Origin of the sequence: Blastococcus sp. KM273128 (assembly GCF_021698975.1) — a bacterium.
Classification (GTDB): Bacteria; Actinomycetota; Actinomycetes; order Mycobacteriales; family Geodermatophilaceae; genus Blastococcus.
On the sequence record NZ_SSXA01000092.1, the window covers coordinates 1 to 14,548 of the forward strand.

16 protein-coding genes and 1 pseudogene are annotated in these 14,548 nt (G+C 73.7%); 2 read left to right on the forward strand and 15 right to left on the reverse strand.

The features are described 5' to 3' along the window. Positions 1 to 245: 245 nt before the first annotated feature. The 11 genes from E9529_RS19100 to prfB form a co-directional block, all read right to left on the reverse strand. The gene (locus E9529_RS19100; protein WP_236832854.1) at positions 246 to 1,895 is read right to left on the reverse strand and encodes a DASS family sodium-coupled anion symporter; all 1,650 of its coding nucleotides are present in this window, start codon (positions 1,893 to 1,895) and stop codon (positions 246 to 248) included. A 102-nt stretch (positions 1,896 to 1,997) separates the two neighbouring features. Beyond that, positions 1,998 to 2,876 carry a hypothetical protein gene (locus tag E9529_RS19105; protein ID WP_236832855.1) on the reverse strand — a complete coding sequence of 293 codons (879 nt, stop codon included), beginning with the start codon at positions 2,874 to 2,876 and terminating at the stop codon, positions 1,998 to 2,000. A gap of 9 nt (positions 2,877 to 2,885) precedes the next feature. After that, positions 2,886 to 3,884, reverse strand: a complete 999-nt coding sequence (locus E9529_RS19110; protein WP_236832856.1) for a GNAT family N-acetyltransferase — start codon at positions 3,882 to 3,884, stop codon at positions 2,886 to 2,888. Positions 3,885 to 3,929: 45 nt separating this feature from the next. Next, on the reverse strand, positions 3,930 to 4,310 hold the full coding sequence (locus E9529_RS19115) for a VOC family protein (protein WP_236832857.1): 381 nt from the start codon (positions 4,308 to 4,310) through the stop codon (positions 3,930 to 3,932). Next, positions 4,307 to 5,197 (reverse strand): amidohydrolase family protein, encoded by an 891-nt coding sequence (locus E9529_RS19120; protein WP_236832858.1) that lies wholly within the window; start codon positions 5,195 to 5,197, stop codon positions 4,307 to 4,309. The genes E9529_RS19115 and E9529_RS19120 overlap by 4 nt, the downstream gene beginning before the upstream one ends. Beyond that, a complete protein-coding gene (locus E9529_RS19125; protein ID WP_236832859.1) occupies positions 5,194 to 6,114 on the reverse strand; it encodes an NADP-dependent oxidoreductase in 921 nt (306 codons plus the stop codon). Before E9529_RS19125 ends, E9529_RS19120 begins: the two co-directional genes overlap by 4 nt. Positions 6,115 to 6,138: 24 nt before the next feature. After that, positions 6,139 to 6,651, reverse strand: a complete 513-nt coding sequence (locus tag E9529_RS19130; protein WP_236832860.1) for a hypothetical protein — start codon at positions 6,649 to 6,651, stop codon at positions 6,139 to 6,141. Between the two features lie 32 nt (positions 6,652 to 6,683). Then, positions 6,684 to 7,160: an SsrA-binding protein SmpB gene (smpB, locus tag E9529_RS19135; RefSeq protein WP_236832861.1), complete on the reverse strand. Its 477-nt coding sequence runs from the start codon at positions 7,158 to 7,160 to the stop codon at positions 6,684 to 6,686. 225 nt (positions 7,161 to 7,385) lie between these two features. Continuing rightward, a complete protein-coding gene (gene ftsX, locus E9529_RS19140) occupies positions 7,386 to 8,270 on the reverse strand; it encodes a permease-like cell division protein FtsX (RefSeq protein ID WP_236832862.1) in 885 nt (294 codons plus the stop codon). A 57-nt stretch (positions 8,271 to 8,327) separates the two neighbouring features. After that, positions 8,328 to 9,017, reverse strand: a complete 690-nt coding sequence (gene ftsE / locus E9529_RS19145) for a cell division ATP-binding protein FtsE (protein ID WP_236827417.1) — start codon at positions 9,015 to 9,017, stop codon at positions 8,328 to 8,330. 185 nt (positions 9,018 to 9,202) lie between these two features. Next, on the reverse strand, positions 9,203 to 10,312 hold the full coding sequence (prfB, locus tag E9529_RS19150) for a peptide chain release factor 2 (protein ID WP_236832863.1): 1,110 nt from the start codon (positions 10,310 to 10,312) through the stop codon (positions 9,203 to 9,205). A gap of 46 nt (positions 10,313 to 10,358) precedes the next feature. Between prfB and E9529_RS19155 the strand changes: the two genes are divergently transcribed. Then, on the forward strand, positions 10,359 to 10,649 hold the full coding sequence (locus E9529_RS19155; RefSeq protein ID WP_236832864.1) for a DUF6343 family protein: 291 nt from the start codon (positions 10,359 to 10,361) through the stop codon (positions 10,647 to 10,649). A gap of 88 nt (positions 10,650 to 10,737) precedes the next feature. Here E9529_RS19155 and E9529_RS19160 read toward each other — a convergent pair whose 3' ends face one another. The 4 genes and pseudogenes from E9529_RS19160 to cutA form a co-directional block, all read right to left on the reverse strand. After that, entirely contained in the window at positions 10,738 to 11,778 is a 1,041-nt protein-coding gene (locus E9529_RS19160) for a lipase family protein (protein ID WP_236832865.1), read from the reverse strand. A 195-nt stretch (positions 11,779 to 11,973) separates the two neighbouring features. Next, positions 11,974 to 12,678, reverse strand: coding sequence for an EAL domain-containing protein (locus E9529_RS23000; RefSeq protein ID WP_374201377.1), 705 nt, complete (start codon positions 12,676 to 12,678; stop codon positions 11,974 to 11,976). A gap of 123 nt (positions 12,679 to 12,801) precedes the next feature. Next, a pseudogene (locus E9529_RS23005) lies at positions 12,802 to 13,779 on the reverse strand (diguanylate cyclase domain-containing protein); the annotation flags it as partial. Positions 13,780 to 13,851: 72 nt separating this feature from the next. Beyond that, positions 13,852 to 14,178 (reverse strand): divalent-cation tolerance protein CutA, encoded by a 327-nt coding sequence (gene cutA / locus E9529_RS19170; protein ID WP_236832867.1) that lies wholly within the window; start codon positions 14,176 to 14,178, stop codon positions 13,852 to 13,854. 67 nt (positions 14,179 to 14,245) lie between these two features. Between cutA and E9529_RS19175 the strand changes: the two genes are divergently transcribed. After that, positions 14,246 to 14,482 carry a hypothetical protein gene (locus tag E9529_RS19175; RefSeq protein WP_236832868.1) on the forward strand — a complete coding sequence of 79 codons (237 nt, stop codon included), beginning with the start codon at positions 14,246 to 14,248 and terminating at the stop codon, positions 14,480 to 14,482. Positions 14,483 to 14,548: the final 66 nt, after the last annotated feature.

Sequence of the window (14,548 nt, forward strand, 5' to 3'; positions counted from 1 at the left end):
GGGCAGGGCGGGGCGGGCGACCTCCCGGCGGGCGCGGCACGGAGTGCGGGGCGGGCGCGGGGAGATCCGGTCAACCGGCGGAGAGGACCTGGGGATCGGTACTGGGAGGTTCGCTGCGCACGACGTCCACCTCCCGGGTCCGGGCGCCTCCGCCCACGTGTTCTCGGCCGTCGTCCATCGTCCCACGTCGACCACGGGGAGCCGGACGTGCGATCGCCCACACGGGTGAGCGGCGGCCCCTCGCGTCAGTTCGCGACGCCGAGCACCAGGTCGACCAGCAGCGGGAGCAGCAGCACGATGAGGATCGCGCCGAGGACGTCGAAGGAGATGCCCGACCGGATCATCTTGGTGATCGGCACGACGCCGGAGCCGTAGACGATGGCGTTCTGCGGCGTCGACACCGGGAGCATGAAGCCGAAGGACGCGGCGAAGGTGGCCGCCAGCGCCGGCACGAACGGGTTGATCCCCGCAGCCACGGCCACCGGGATGATGATCGGCACGACGACGGCGGCCGACGCCGTGTTCGACGTCGTCTCGCTGATGATGATCGCCAGGATGACCGCGAAGACGGTGATCGCGATCATGCTGGTCAGGCCGAGGCCGTCGGCGGAGGCCTGCCCGATCGTCTCGGCCAGGCCGGTGTCGGCCAGCAGCGAGCCGAAGATGATGCCGGTGCCGAAGAGCAGGATCGTGCCCCAGTCGATCGTGGCGGCGTCGCTCCAGTTGAGCGTGAACTCCCGGCGCTTCCAGTCCGTCGGCAGCAGGAACAGCAGCGAGGCGCCGAGGACGGCGACGATGCCCTCGTCCAGGCGGTCGCCGAGGGTGGCGTACAGGTCGGACTCGGTGCCGGCGGTCAGCGCGATGATGCCGGGGAAGATCCACAGCGCCACGGTGACGCCGAAGGCGATCAGGGTGTTGCGCTCGGCGCCGGAGAAGGGGCCGAGCTCGGCCCGCTCCTTCTGCACGTACTCGTGCACGCCCTCGATCCGCTTGATCTCCGGCTTGTTGATCAGCAGCAGGACGACCACCAGCGCGACGAACATCAGCGCGCAGATCGGCAGCGCCATGATCATCCAGTCGAGGAAGCCGATCCGCTCACCGGTGGCCTCCTCGATCAGCCCGCGGCCGATCAGGTTGGGCGGGCTGCCGACCGGGGTGAGCAGGCCGCCGACGCCGGCGCCGTAGGCGAGCATCAGCATCAGCGCGACGCCCACCCGCAGGCGCAGCGGGTCGAAGTCGGGCCTCACCAGCTCCTTGTCCTGCAGCAGCTTGGCGATCACCGACAGGATCCCGATCGCGGTCGGCAGCAGCATGGCCACGGTCGCGGTGTTGGAGACGAACGCCGACAGCACCGCGGTGATGAAGCCGAAGGCGATGATCACCCGCGCGGTCGAGGCCCCGACCCACTTCAGCGACAGGATGAACATCGCGAACCGCCGCGCGACCCCGTGCTTGAGCATCGCCGCGGCGAGGATGAACGCGCCGATGAAGGTGAACACCGTCGTCGACCCGAACGGAGCCAGCGCGTCGTCGGCCGGGACCACCCCGAGCACGGCGATCGCCCCCACGCCGATGAGGCCGCCGATGGGGATGGGTACCGGCTCGGTGATCCACAGGACGATGACGCCGAGCAGGATCGCCGCGAGCAGGTGCTGGTCGCGCGGGAGGTCGATCGGCACGAGCGCGAAGACGAGGGTGACCAGCGGCGCCAGGAACAGCCCGATGGTGCGGCGGCCCTTCTCGAACCGCTCCTCGGCCGGGCTGAGCTGCTGCTCGCCCAGGCTCCGGTAGGTGGCGCTGCCGCGGAAGGCGGCGTCGACGTCGGTCCGCTGCCACCCGGGCCCGCCGTGGGTGGCTGACTGGACCCCACCCTGCTCGCGCTCGGTCGCGGTCATGGCGCCTCCCTCGGGCCCGGATCCGGCCTGACGATAGGCCCGGGTCAGCGGCTCAGCGACCTGGAGAACGCGCGACCTCGCGAGGGGTGACGGGCGGGCGCGTCAGCGGCCGAAGATGCCCTGGCCGAAGGCGCCGTTGGCGGTGATCACCCGCGACATCCCCTTGCCGAGCTCGACCACCCGCGCGGTCTTCTCCTCGCCGAGCTGCAGCCAGGGGTCGGCGGCGAGCGCGTCGGTCTGCACCTCGATGCGGGCACGCAGCTCCACGCCCTCCTCGGTGAGCCCGGCGTCGTCGAGCAGGCCGCGGTCGGCGAGCGCGGCGCAGGCGGCGTCCCACTGCTCGTCGCTCCACCCGCGGGTGGCCTTGGCCGCGGGCACGGTGAACCCGCGCCCGGTCGCGCAGTGGGTGATCAGCGCCTCCAGCCCGGTCAGCCCGGCGTGCACCAGGACGGCGACGTGCCCGTCACCGCGGTGCTCGCGCAGCAGCGTGGCGCCGTGCCACACCGCCAGCAGCGGCTCCTCGGGCCACGGCAGGTCGGCGTGCCCGGCGAACAGCGGGCGGCCCTCGGCGCTGAGGTCGGCGCAGGCCTCGCGCAGCAGCCCGGCGAGCTCGCCGACCTCGGGCGAGCCGGCGACCTCCTCGCCGAGCAGCCGGGTGAGCGAGGCGCGCGCGGCGTCCAGGCGGGCGGCGACGACCTGCTCGGGCGTGGCCAGCGTCCAGGCGCGCGGGATCATGTGCGCGACCAGCGACGGGGCGAAGTTGTAGAAGGTCGCCGTCACCACGCCGGCGCCGACGGCGCCCATGGCCGCGGCCCGCCCGGCGAAGTAGACCATCCGCCCCTTGCGCAGCCCCAGGGCGCCGAGGTGCTCGTCCTGCTCCGGCGCGAAGTACAGCTGCGAGTGCAGCGGGTCGATCGCGCGGTGGGCGCGGCCGACGAGGGCGGGGTCGAAGGCGTGCTCGGGCTGCTCGGCGCTGACCATGGGCGCACCCTAGCCAGCGGCCACCGGCGGGAGTGACAGGGACCACGCCACGCGGGTCCGCACGGTGTCGAAGCCGAGGCCCTGGTAGAGCCGCAGCGCCCCGGTGACGTTGTCGCTGTCGACGTCGAGGGCGGCCACGCGGCAGTCCTGCGCCGCGGCCGCCCGCAGGCTCGCGCCGATCATCGCCGACGCCAGGCCGTGGCCCCGCGCACCGGGCAGCACGCCGATCTGGCCGAGCACCACCTCGCGGTAGCCGCGCGCCCGGGTGTCGGCCTCGTACACGTAGCCGAGGACGTACCCGGCGACGGCGCCGTCGGCGATCGCCAGCACGGAGAGGTCCGGGCGGAAGGCCCGGCTACCGGTGAACAGCCGCTGCCACGACTCGGCGTCGCGCTCGCTGGAGCCGTGGTGCTCGGTGAACGCCGCGTTGTGCGCGCGCCGCACCTCGTCGTCGCGGTCCCACGAGAACGGCACGACCTGCACGCCCGGCACGTCGCGGACCTCCGGCAGGTCGGTGAGCCGGCGTTCCATGGTGCGGTACCAGCGCTCGGCGGCGAACCCGCGCTGCTCGACCAGCCGCTCCAGCCGCGGCTGGGTGCCGGAGACGCCGACCACCAGCAGCGCGTCGGCCTCCGGGTGCCGCTCGGCGTGCACCTTGGTGCCGCGGGCCTGCTCCCAGCCCAGGAGCGCCGTGCCGAGGCCACGGCCGCGCCGGTCGGGGTGCACCCGGCCGTCGAGGTGGATCCGGTAGGCGCCGCGGAAGGTGGGGCTCGCGGAGACGACCGCGTAGGCGACGAGCGCGCCGTCGGCGTCGGTCACGGCGACCCCGTCGCGCGCCGGGTCGACCCCCCAGCCGGTCCACTCCTCGGCGACGTCGTCGGCGTCGGGGAACTCACCGGTGTCGTCGACCGCCTCGGCCGCGACCAGGAGCTCGGCGACCGCGGGGGCGTCGTCGGTGCGGAGCGGGCGGACGGTCAGGCCGTCGGGGGCGGCAGGCAGGGCGGGCACGGGAGCCGAGGGTAGGGAGCCCGCCGGTGCGGGGCGAGCGCTTTTCTACAGCCGCACGAACAGGCAGAACGGGTGGCCGGCGGGGTCGGTGAAGACGCGGACGTCCTCCTGCGCGTCGGTGTGTCCCCCGATGCGGCGCGCGCCGGCCTCCTCCGCGACCGCGGTGGCGGCGTCGAGGTCGTCGACCTGAAGGTCCAGGTGCAGCTGCATCTGCTGGGTGCCGGGCTCGGGGGGCCACACCGGCGGCACGTGGTCCTCCTCCAGCTGGAAGGAGAGCCCCGGGCCGCCGTCCTCGGGCCGCAGGGTGGTCCACTGCGGGTCGTCGTCGCGGATCGGCCAGCCGAGCAGGCGCTGGTAGAAGCGGGCCAGCCCCTGCGGGTCCGGGGTGCCGAGGACGGTCGCGGTCAGCCGGGCGCTCGGGGTCACGCGTCGATCGTGAACAGCCGGGCCCCGTTGCGCCACAGGACGGCGCGCAGCCACTCCTCCCCCAGACCCAGCCGGTGCAGCGCCGCGAGCTGGTGGGCGTAGGGGTACGGGATGGACGGGAAGTCGCTGCCCAGCAGCACCTTGTCGCGCAGCGCGCCCAGCCGCGGGAGGTCGGCCCGGTCGAACGGCATCAGCCGCTCGGTGAAGTCGGTGGCGAACATCGTGGTGTCCAGGTGCACCCGCTCGTACCGCTCGGCGAGGTCGAGGAACTCCCGGTACTCCGGCATGCCGAGGTGGGCGATCACCAGCTGCAGCCGCGGGAACCGCTCGAGCAGCCCGCCCATCGGCTCCGGCCCGGTGTGCTCGCCGGCCAGCGGCCCGGAGCCGCAGTGGATGACCACCGGCGTGCCGGTCTCCTCCAGCCGCGCCCACACCTCGTCGAGCAGCCGGTCCCGCGGGTCGAAGGCGCCGACCTGCACGTGCACCTTGAACACCCGGGCGCCCCGGTCGAGCGCCTCGGCCACGTAGTCCGCGACGCCCGGCTCGGGGTAGAAGGTGGCCGACTGCAGCACCTGCGGGCGCCCCGCCGCGAACCCGGCCGACCACTCGTTGAGCCAGGCCGCCATGCCGGGCTTGTGCGGGTAGGGCAGCGTCGGGAAGGCACGCACCCCCAGCCGCGCCAGGACGGCGAGCCGCTCCTCCTCGGGCAGCCGGTAGGCCACCGGCCAGTCGGCGCCGTAGTGGGTCCCGGCCGCCTCGAAGTACTGCCAGACCTTCGCCTGGACCCGCTCGGGCAGGACGTGCACGTGGACGTCGACCAGCCCGGGCAGGCCCAGTTCCCGCCAGTACCGCGGCACGTCGCCGTCGTCGACCGGCGGCTCGATCACAGGATGACGACGACCTTGCCGCGCACGTGCCCGCCGGCGACGAGCTCGTGGGCCTGGGCGGTCTGCTCCAGCGGGAACGCCTTGGCGACGGCGACCCGCAGCTGGCCGGCGTCGGCCATGCGGCCCAACTCCTCGAGGTCGTGCCGCTCGGGGCGCACGAACACGTAGCGCCCGCCCATCTCGTTGACGGCGGGGTCGACGACGCTGGCGATGCGGGAGACGTCGCGCACCTGCCGCGGCGCGTCGGCCAGCGTGTCGCCGCCGTTGAGGTCGAGGACGGCGTCGACGGGCTCGGAGAGCTGGCCGCTGATCGGCCCGGCGGAGTAGTCGAGCACCTCGGCGCAGCCGGCCTCGGTGAGGAAGCCGTGGTTGCGCGGGCTGGCGGTTCCGATGACGTGCGCGCCCAGGGCGACGGCGATCTGCACGGCGAAGAAGCCCACCCCGCCGGCGGCCCGGTGCACCAGCACCCGATCGCCCTCGCCGACGGCCAGCGCCTCGGTGAGCGCCTGGTAGGCGGTCAGCCCGGCCAGTGGCACGCCCCCGGCCTCGGTGAACGACAGCGACTCCGGCTTGTGCGCCAGGCAGCGCTGCGGGGCCGGCACCAGCTCGGCCGCCGTCCCCCACTGGACGTCGTCCCGGCGCAGGTAGCCGAAGACCTCGTCACCGGGCCGGAAGTCGACGATCGCCGGGCCGACGGCCTCGACCACGCCGGCGAGGTCCCAGCCCGGGACGATCGGGAAGTTGTGCGGGAAGAACGCCGACAGGCCGCCCTCGCGGATGCCGATGTCGACGGGGTTGACGCCCGCGGCGCGGGTGCGCACCAGCACCGTGTCGGGACCGACGGGCGGCTCGGGCAGGTCGTCCCGCAGCTGCAGCACGTCGACCCCGCCGAACCGGTCGTAGGCGATACCTCTCATGGGGCTCACCGTAGGCGGGGCCGGTCAGCGTCGCCGACCGCCCGTCCCGGGGCGTCGCGGCCCGGCCGGCCACTCGACCACCCACCGCTCCCCGACCGGCAGCGCGGCCCACCGCCGGGTCGCCTCCCGCACGGCCTCGACGGCGACCCCCACCCGCTCGCGCGGGACGCCGGCGGCGGCGACCTGGGCCGGCAGCACCTCCTCGCCCTGCGCCAGGCGGTGCACCACGTCGGCCACCGCCTCGGCGCGCTGGACGGCCTCGGCCCGCTCCCGCTTCAGCCGGTCGTAGCGCTCGGCGGCGTGCGGCGGCCGGCGGCCCGAGACGTGCCGCATGCTGCCCCACACCACGCCGTCGGCGACGCAGCCCCAGACGCCGTCGCGCAGCGGCAGCGCCGTCTCGACGACGGCGTGCACGAGGTCGTGCGGCAGGCCGGCCCCGCCCCCGGCGCCCCGCATGGCGAACACGACGCCGTCGTCCCGCTCGACCAGCGTCTCGACCGGCCGGCGGTCGGCCATCCGCTCGAAGGTCATCCGCACGGCCCGAGTGTCGCGGGCCGCTCAAGCGGATTTCAGCGACGGCCCTTCACGTAGCGGCCGAACGCCTTCTGGATCTCCCGCCGGGAGTCGCGCTCGGCGAGGTCGTGCCGCTTGTCGTAGGACTTCTTGCCCTTGGCCAGGGCGAGGGTGGCCTTGACCTTGCCGTCCTTGAAGTACAGGTCCAGCGGCACCAGCGTCAGGCCGCCCTCGCGGGTCTTGCCCAGCAGCTTGTCGATCTCCTCGCGGTGCATGAGCACCTTGCGCTTGCGGCGCGGCGCGTGGTTGGTCCAGGTGCCCTGCACGTACTCGGGGATGTGCACGTGCTGCAGCCACACCTCGCCGTCGTCGATCGAGGCGAAGCCGTCGACGAGCGAGGCACGCCCGGCCCGCAGGCTCTTCACCTCGGTGCCGGTGAGCACCAGGCCCACCTCGTAGGTGTCGAGGATCGAGTAGTCGTGCCGCGCCTTCTTGTTCTGGGCGATGAACTTGCGCCCCTGCTCCCGCGGCATGGGCACCAGGTTACTGCGGCCGTCGATCCCGCCCCGCCGGTCCGCCGCCCCCAGCCGCGCTGCCGCCGCGCCGCGCCGCGCGAACCATGCGGACTCGTGGCCATCCGCGCCCGATCGCCACGAGTTCGCATGGCTCGGCGACGGCGCACGGTCCCGCGAACACGACGACGCCCCTACCGCGCCGGTGGGCCGGGCGGGAGGGGCGTCGCGGAGCGGCGGAGCCGGTTACAGGCGGACGTACAGCCGCAGGGTCACGTAGGCGGCGATGCCGGCCAGGGCGACGCCGACGCCGGAGACGATCACGCTGTTGGTGATGATCGCGTCCCACTCCACCTGCGGGATGATCCCGGCGCGGATCGGCCCGGCGAGGGTGTTGTCGATGAACAGCACCTTGGTGAGGATCAGGCCGCCGGCGGCGAGCAGACCACCGATGAGCCCGGCGATCGCCGCCTCGAGGATGAACGGCAGCTGGGTGTACCAGCGGGAGGCGCCGACCAGCCGCATGATGTTGGTCTCGTTGCGCCGGTTGAACGCCGCGAGCTGGATGGTGTTGGAGATCAGCAGCAGCGCCGCCAGCGCCTGCACCACCGCGACCGCGATGGTGGCGTTCCGCGCGCCGTTGAGCAGGCTGAACAGCCGGTCGAGGAACTCGCCCTCGTCCCGCACCTGGTCGACGCCGTTCTCGCCGTTCGGGAACTGCGCGGCGATGACCTCGTAGCGCTCCGGGTTCACGAGCTCCACGCGGAAGCTCTCCGGGAGCGCGTCGGGCGGGGTGTTGGCGACGAGCTCGGGCTGCTGGGCGAACTGCTGCTGGAAGCGCTCGTAGGCCTCTTCGCGCGACTCGTAGAGGAAGCTCGCGACCTCGTCGGAGGACTCGAGCTCGCCCTGGATCGCCTGCCGCTGCTCGTCGGTGACGTCGTCGGCCAGGAAGATGGAGACCTGCACCTTGTCGTAGTAGATCTCCTTCATCTCGGAGATCATCCCGGCGATGAGCAGGCCGGTGCCCATGAGGCCGAGCGAGATGGCCGTCGTCAGGATCATCGCGACCGTCATGGTCAGGTTGCGACGAAGCCCGGTGGCCACCTCGGAGAGCACGAAGTTGACGCGCATTGGTTCCCTGTCGTGGAGTGCGTTCGGACGCGGTCGGCGGTGGTGCGGCGGGCGCTGCTAGCGGCCCACGCCGTAGACACCGCGCGACTGGTCGCGGGTGAGGACTCCCCCGTTGAGCTCGATCACCCGGCGGCGCATGGAGTCGACGATGTGGTAGTCGTGCGTCGCCATGAGGACCGTGGTGCCGGTCCGGTTGATCCGCTCGAGCAGCAGCATGATGCCCTCGCTGGTCTCCGGGTCGAGGTTGCCGGTCGGCTCGTCGGCCAGGAGCACCAGCGGCCGGTTGACGAACGCGCGGGCGATCGCGACCCGCTGCTGCTCACCGCCGGAGAGCTCGCCGGGCAGCCGGTTGGCCTTGCCCTCGAGGCCGACCATCTCCAGCACCTCCGGCACGACCCGCTTGATCGTGCGGTGCGGCTTGTTGATGACCTCGAGCGCGAAGGCGACGTTCTGGGCCACCGTGCGGTTGCGCAGCAGGCGGAAGTCCTGGAAGACGCAGCCCATGGTGCGGCGCAGCTTGGGCACCTTCCACTTGCTGAGGGTGTTCAGCGTCTGGCCGTTGACCGTGATCGTGCCCGACGTCGGGTCCTCCTCCTTGAGCAGCAGCCGCAGGAAGGTGGACTTGCCCGACCCCGACGAGCCGATGAGGAAGACGAACTCGCCCTTCTCGATCTCGGTGGAGACGTCGTCGAGGGCCGGCCGGCCGCTCGCCGGGTACAGCTTGGTGACGTGTTGCAGTTCGATCACGAGGCGCCACGGTACTAGTCCCAGCTGCCCGTGCGGCCCGTTCGCCGCAGAACCGCCGGGAGTCGTTCTCGCCCTGCGTCACCACAGCCCCGGGAAACCCGTGGACGGCCGTCACCGACCGTTGCGTCCGGCGCCGGTGAACACCCGAAACGTGACCTCGCTGACAGGTGCCGATCGGGGCCGTGCTAGGCGGCGGTGGCCTCCTGCTGGCGGCGCCACCGGATGCCGGCCTCGATGAAGGCGTCGATGTCACCGTCGAGCACCGCGGTCGTGTTTCCGGTCTCCTGCTCGGTGCGCAGGTCCTTGACCATCTGGTACGGGTGCAGCACGTAGGAGCGCATCTGGTTGCCCCAGCTGCTGCCCTCGCCCTTGAGCGCGTCCAGCTCCGCCTTCTGCTCCTGCTGGCGGACCACGAGCAGCCGGGCCTGGAGCACGCGCAGCGCCGCGGCGCGGTTCTGGATCTGGCTCTTCTCGTTCTGGCAGGAGACCACGATGCCGGTGGGGATGTGCGTCATCCGGACGGCGGAGTCGGTGGTGTTCACGCTCTGCCCACCGGGGCCCGACGAGCGGAAGACGTCGACCCGGATCTCGTTCTCGGGGATGTCGACGTGGTCGGTCTGCTCGACGACGGGCAGCACCTCGACGCCGGCGAACGACGTCTGGCGGCGGCCCTGGTTGTCGAACGGCGAGATCCGCACCAGCCGGTGGGTGCCCTGCTCGACCGAGAGGGTGCCGTAGGCGTAGGGCACCTTGACCGAGAAGGTCGCCGACTTGATGCCGGCCTCCTCCGCGTAGCTGATGTCGAGCACCTCGGTGGGGTACTTGTGGCGCTCGGCCCAGCGCAGGTACATGCGCATGAGCATCTCGGCGAAGTCGGCGGCGTCGACGCCCCCGGCCTCGGACCGGATCGTCACCAGCGCCTCGCGGGAGTCGTACTCGCCCGACAGCAGCGTGCGCACCTCGAGCTCGTCGATCGCCTTGCGCAGGCTGGCCAGCTCCTGCTCGGCCTCGGCGGTGGTCGCCTCGTCGCCCTCCTCGGCGGCCATCTCGTGCAGCAGCCCGACGTCCTCCAGGCGCCCGCGCAGCTCCTCGACCCGGCGCAGGTCGCCCTGCATGTAGGAGAGCTTGGAGGTGAGCGCCTGCGCGGCCTCGACGTCGTCCCACAGGTCGGGCGCGGCGGCCTGCTGCTCGAGCTCGGCCACCTCGCGGCGGAGTCGGTCGACGTCGAGGACGGCCTCGATCGACTTCAGGGTCGTGTCGAGTTCGTCCAGGACGACGGAGAAGTCAGCGGCCACGTCGACCCAGGGTAGTGCGCCCCGGCCGCGGGTAGGCAGGTGTGCCATGACCGACCCCGACCAGCGCCGCTCGCGGGAGGACTACGCCCGCGGCCTGCCCGACCACCACGACCCGACGGCCGGCTTCGCGGGGGCGCCGCCGGCCCGCTCGGCGCTCACCCTGCGCGCGGTGCTGGCGGGCTTCGGCCTCGTGTTCTGCCTGGTCGCCGGGCTGGGCTGGCTGGCCGTGGACGAGCTGCCCACCTGGCCCGGCATCGTCCTGCTCGTCCTCGCCGCCGTCGCGGCGGTCGACCTGGTGGTGGTGCTGCGCCGCAAGGCACGCGGCGAACCGGGCTGAGCCGGCCCGCGTGCCGCCACCGCCGGCCGCACCCCTCCCGACCCGCATGACCGACCCGCCCGGTGCGGTGGGCCGGCGGCGCGCCGGCTCAGCGGCGGGCGCGCACGTACGGCGCGAGCGCCGGCTCGTCGTCGACCTCCGGCGCGTCGCCCTCGCCGTCCACCGCGTACCCGACGAAGGCGGCGTGGTCAGCCGTGAAGGTGGCCGGGTCCACCCCGGGCTGGAGGACCTGCGCGCAGGTGGTCAGCGGGATGCGGCCCCGCACGGCCGGCCCGTCGTGGGTGAGCGCGTCGACCACGATCGCGTAGCCGACCGGGTCGTGGCTGCCGATCGCGAAGTGGTCGGCCGCGTTGGCCGGGCACACCTCCTGCGTGGCGATGTTGGCGACCCGGCCGGCGCCGGTGCGCAGCGCCGAGCTGGCCAGCGGCGGGGTGTTCGGGACGACGATCTCGTCAGCGGCGGTGTAGGCGACGGTGTAGTCGACGCCGGCGAAGGTCTCCGCGCCGCTGTTGAGCGCCCGCAGGAACTCCGACTGCGAGGCCTGCTGGTGGTTGGCCGGCGTGCAGGGGCCGGTGCTGCACGAGGCGTCGGCGAGCACCGTGCCGTGGTTGGACGGCGAGAGGCCCACGAGGTCGTCGACCAGCTCCCGGGTGTCGGGCCAGAAGCGCAGCGCCCAGCGCGGCACCATCCCGCCCTGGCTCCAGCCGACGACGTCGACGTCGCGGCGCGCCTGCTGGCTCATCGTGCGGATGGCGTGCACGAGGTACTCGCCGGCCACCTGGATGTCGCCGGTGGCGTCGAAGGGCAGGGTCACCGCGCACCAGCGCCAGCCGCGCTGGTCGAAGGCCCGCATGTAGTTCCAGTCGAAGCCCACGTACGGGTCCATCGTGGTCCCCGGCACGAGCAGGATCGGGTCCTGCCGCAGCGCGCGCAGCGGGCCGTTGCAGGTGAGGCTCGCCCGCAGCTCGGCCTGCGGCACCGAGAGCGCCGGGCCGCGCTGGTCCAGCGGGGCGTACTCCCCCGTCGACGGGGCCGGTGCGGCCGCGGCGGCCCCGCCGGTCAGCACGACGGCGGTCAGCGCGGCGGTCAGCACGGCGGTCAGGGCGGTCAGCAACCGGGACCTCTGCATCGGGGCCTCTCCTCGCGTCGGGGCACGCACGCGCGCGCCCGCTCGGGGAGCACAACGAGCGAGCGCCCCGGGGGTTGTGGTCGCCATCACAGGGGGCAGCGCGGCTCCGGCCCGGGACCGTCCTGGTGCCGGCTCGGCCGGCGCTGGGTCGGCAGGAGGTGCCGGCGACGTCGCGTGGCGACGGGTGCTGCCGGCTCAACCGGCGGTGAGATCCAGCCGCCCACCGTGGGCACGCACCCACCGGAGGAACTCCTCCGCCGGCATCGGCCGGGCCAGGTGGAACCCCTGCGCGTACCAGCAGCCGAGGTCGACGACGCGCCGCAGCTGGGCGGCGGTCTCCACCCCCTCGGCCAGGCTGCGCATCCCGCACCCCCGCGCGAGCCCGACGACCGCGGCGATCGCGGCACCGGCGGCGGTGTCGGCACCGGTGACCAGGCTGCGGTCGATCTTGAGCACGCCCGCGGGGATGGCGACCAGCTGGCCGAGGGAGGAGAACCCGCTGCCGAAGTCGTCGATCGAGGACTCCACCCCGAGCTCGCGCAGCCGCCGGAACTGCTGCGCCGCGCGGGCCGGGTCCTCGGCGACGCTGGTCTCGGTCAGCTCCACGAGCAGCTGGTGGGGGTCCAGGCCCGCTCCCTGCAGGGCGGTGAGGACGTCGTCGACGAGCGTGCCCGTGACCAGGTGCGCGGCGCTGACGTTGACGCCGGTGACGACCTCGACGCCGTCGTCCCGCCACGCGGCCGTCTGCCGGCAGGCCTCCCCCAGCACCCAGCGGGTGAGCGGGATGACCAGGTCGTGCTGCTCGGCCACCGGCACGAACTCGCACGGCCCGATCCACCCGCGCTCGGGGTGCTGCCAGCGGACGAGCGCCTCGGCGCCGGTGATGCGCCCCGTCGGCACCTCGACGATCGGCTGGTACTCCAGGGACAGCCCGCCGTCGGCGATGGCGTCCCGCAGTTCGGAAGCCAGCTGGACCTTCCGCTGCACGCTGTCCCGGAGCTCGGGGCTGAACACCCGCACCCGGTTGCGCCCGGCGGCCTTCGCCGCGTACATCGCCAGGTCGGCGTCCCGGACGAGGTCGGTCGAGCGGACGACGGCGCGCTCCCCGGCCGGCACCGCGGCGATGCCGATGCTGGCGCTGAGCCGGTGCGTGCGGCCGCCCAGGTCGAAGGGCTGCTCGAAGGTGGCCTGGCAGCGCTGCGCCAGCAGCTCGGCGCCGTCGGCCTCGCAGTCCCGGGAGAGGACGACGAACTCGTCGCCGCCGAGCCGGCCCACGGTGTCCTGCCCGCGCGTGACTGCGAGCAGCCGCCCCGCCAGCTGGCGCAGGAGCTCGTCGCCCACCTCGTGGCCGAGGGAGTCGTTGACGTCCTTGAAGCCGTCGACGTCGAGGAACAGCACGGCGACGGCGGGGCAACCGGGGCGGCGCAGCTCGTCGTCGATGAGCTCGTGCAGGTGGGAGCGGTTGGGCAGCTCGGTGAGCGAGTCGTGGCGGGCCTGCCAGGCCGAGGCCTTCTCCGCCAGCACGCGGGCCGTGATGTCGGCGTGGGTGACGACGACGTGACCCACCTGGTCGATCCGGGACGCCTGCACGTGGAACCAGCTCGTGGCCGTGCCCGTGGGGTCCGGCAGGGAGCGGTCGACCGACACCTCGGCGCGCTCGCCGTCCGCCAGCTCCCTCAGCTCGCGCACCAGCCGGCGGCCGTCCTCGTCGTCGCGCAGCGCGAGGGCCAGGGCGTGGTAGTCCGCCCCCGGGCGGATGGGTGCCTGCCGCTCCACCCCCGCCGCGGTCCACGCCGAGTTGGCCAGCACCACCCGGCCGTCCGGGTCGAGCAGCACGGTGGGCGAGGCGAGGGCGTCGAGCACCGCCTCCACGAGGGCGGCGTCCCGGCCCGAGGACCCCGTGCTGCGTCGCACGTCGAGCGGCAGTTCCCGTCCGCCAGGTGTCGTCGTCACATCCCCTCCGCCGGGTCGCAGTGCTCCGTCCGCGTTCCCCGTCCCCATCGGCAGGCCGGTCGCGCGGCAGGAGCCGATCGCGCCGGACTACCCGGGAAGGACGACGCGGCAACCCGCCGGTCAGGGGCGGAGCGTCTCCTCGGCGATCCACCGCAGGTAGGCCGGATTCCCGCCGACCAGCGGGAGGGCGATGACGCAGGGCACCTCGTAGGGGTGCAGCTCGCCGACCCGCGCCACGATCCGCGGCACGAGGTCCCGGCGGGTGTGCAGGGCGACGCGCGCCTCGGGCTCGTCGTGCACCTCGCCCTGCCAGCGGTACACCGACCGGATCGGCGCGACGTGCTGCCCGCAGGCCGCCAGGCGCTCCTCCACCAGCGTGCGCGTGCAGCCCGCGAGCCAGTCGGCGTCCGCGGCGGTGACCACGACCTCGCAGAACTCCTCGTCCATGCCCGGATCCTGCCCGCGGCACGACGTCCTGCGTGGAACCGGGGGCAGCGGGGGTAGGGGCACCGGCATGAGCGACGAGATGACGATCAAGCTGGACGGCGACGACTACGTGGTGCAGCCCGAGGGCGAGGGCCTGCGGGTCGGGCGCCGGGTCGGGGGCGACGTGACCTGGCTCGAGTCGGTGGCCGGCAGCCTGCTGGACGACCAGGCCCGCACCGCCCTGTCCAACGGCGACACCTCCGACGAGTCGCTGCTCCGCGCCGTGCGGGGCGTGGTGCAGGCCGAGGTCGAGCGCGGCGCCTGACGGCGGCGGGGACGAGCGTCGCCCCTGCTCAGTCCCCCCAGCGCCCGCCCCGGCCCCAGCCGTCGC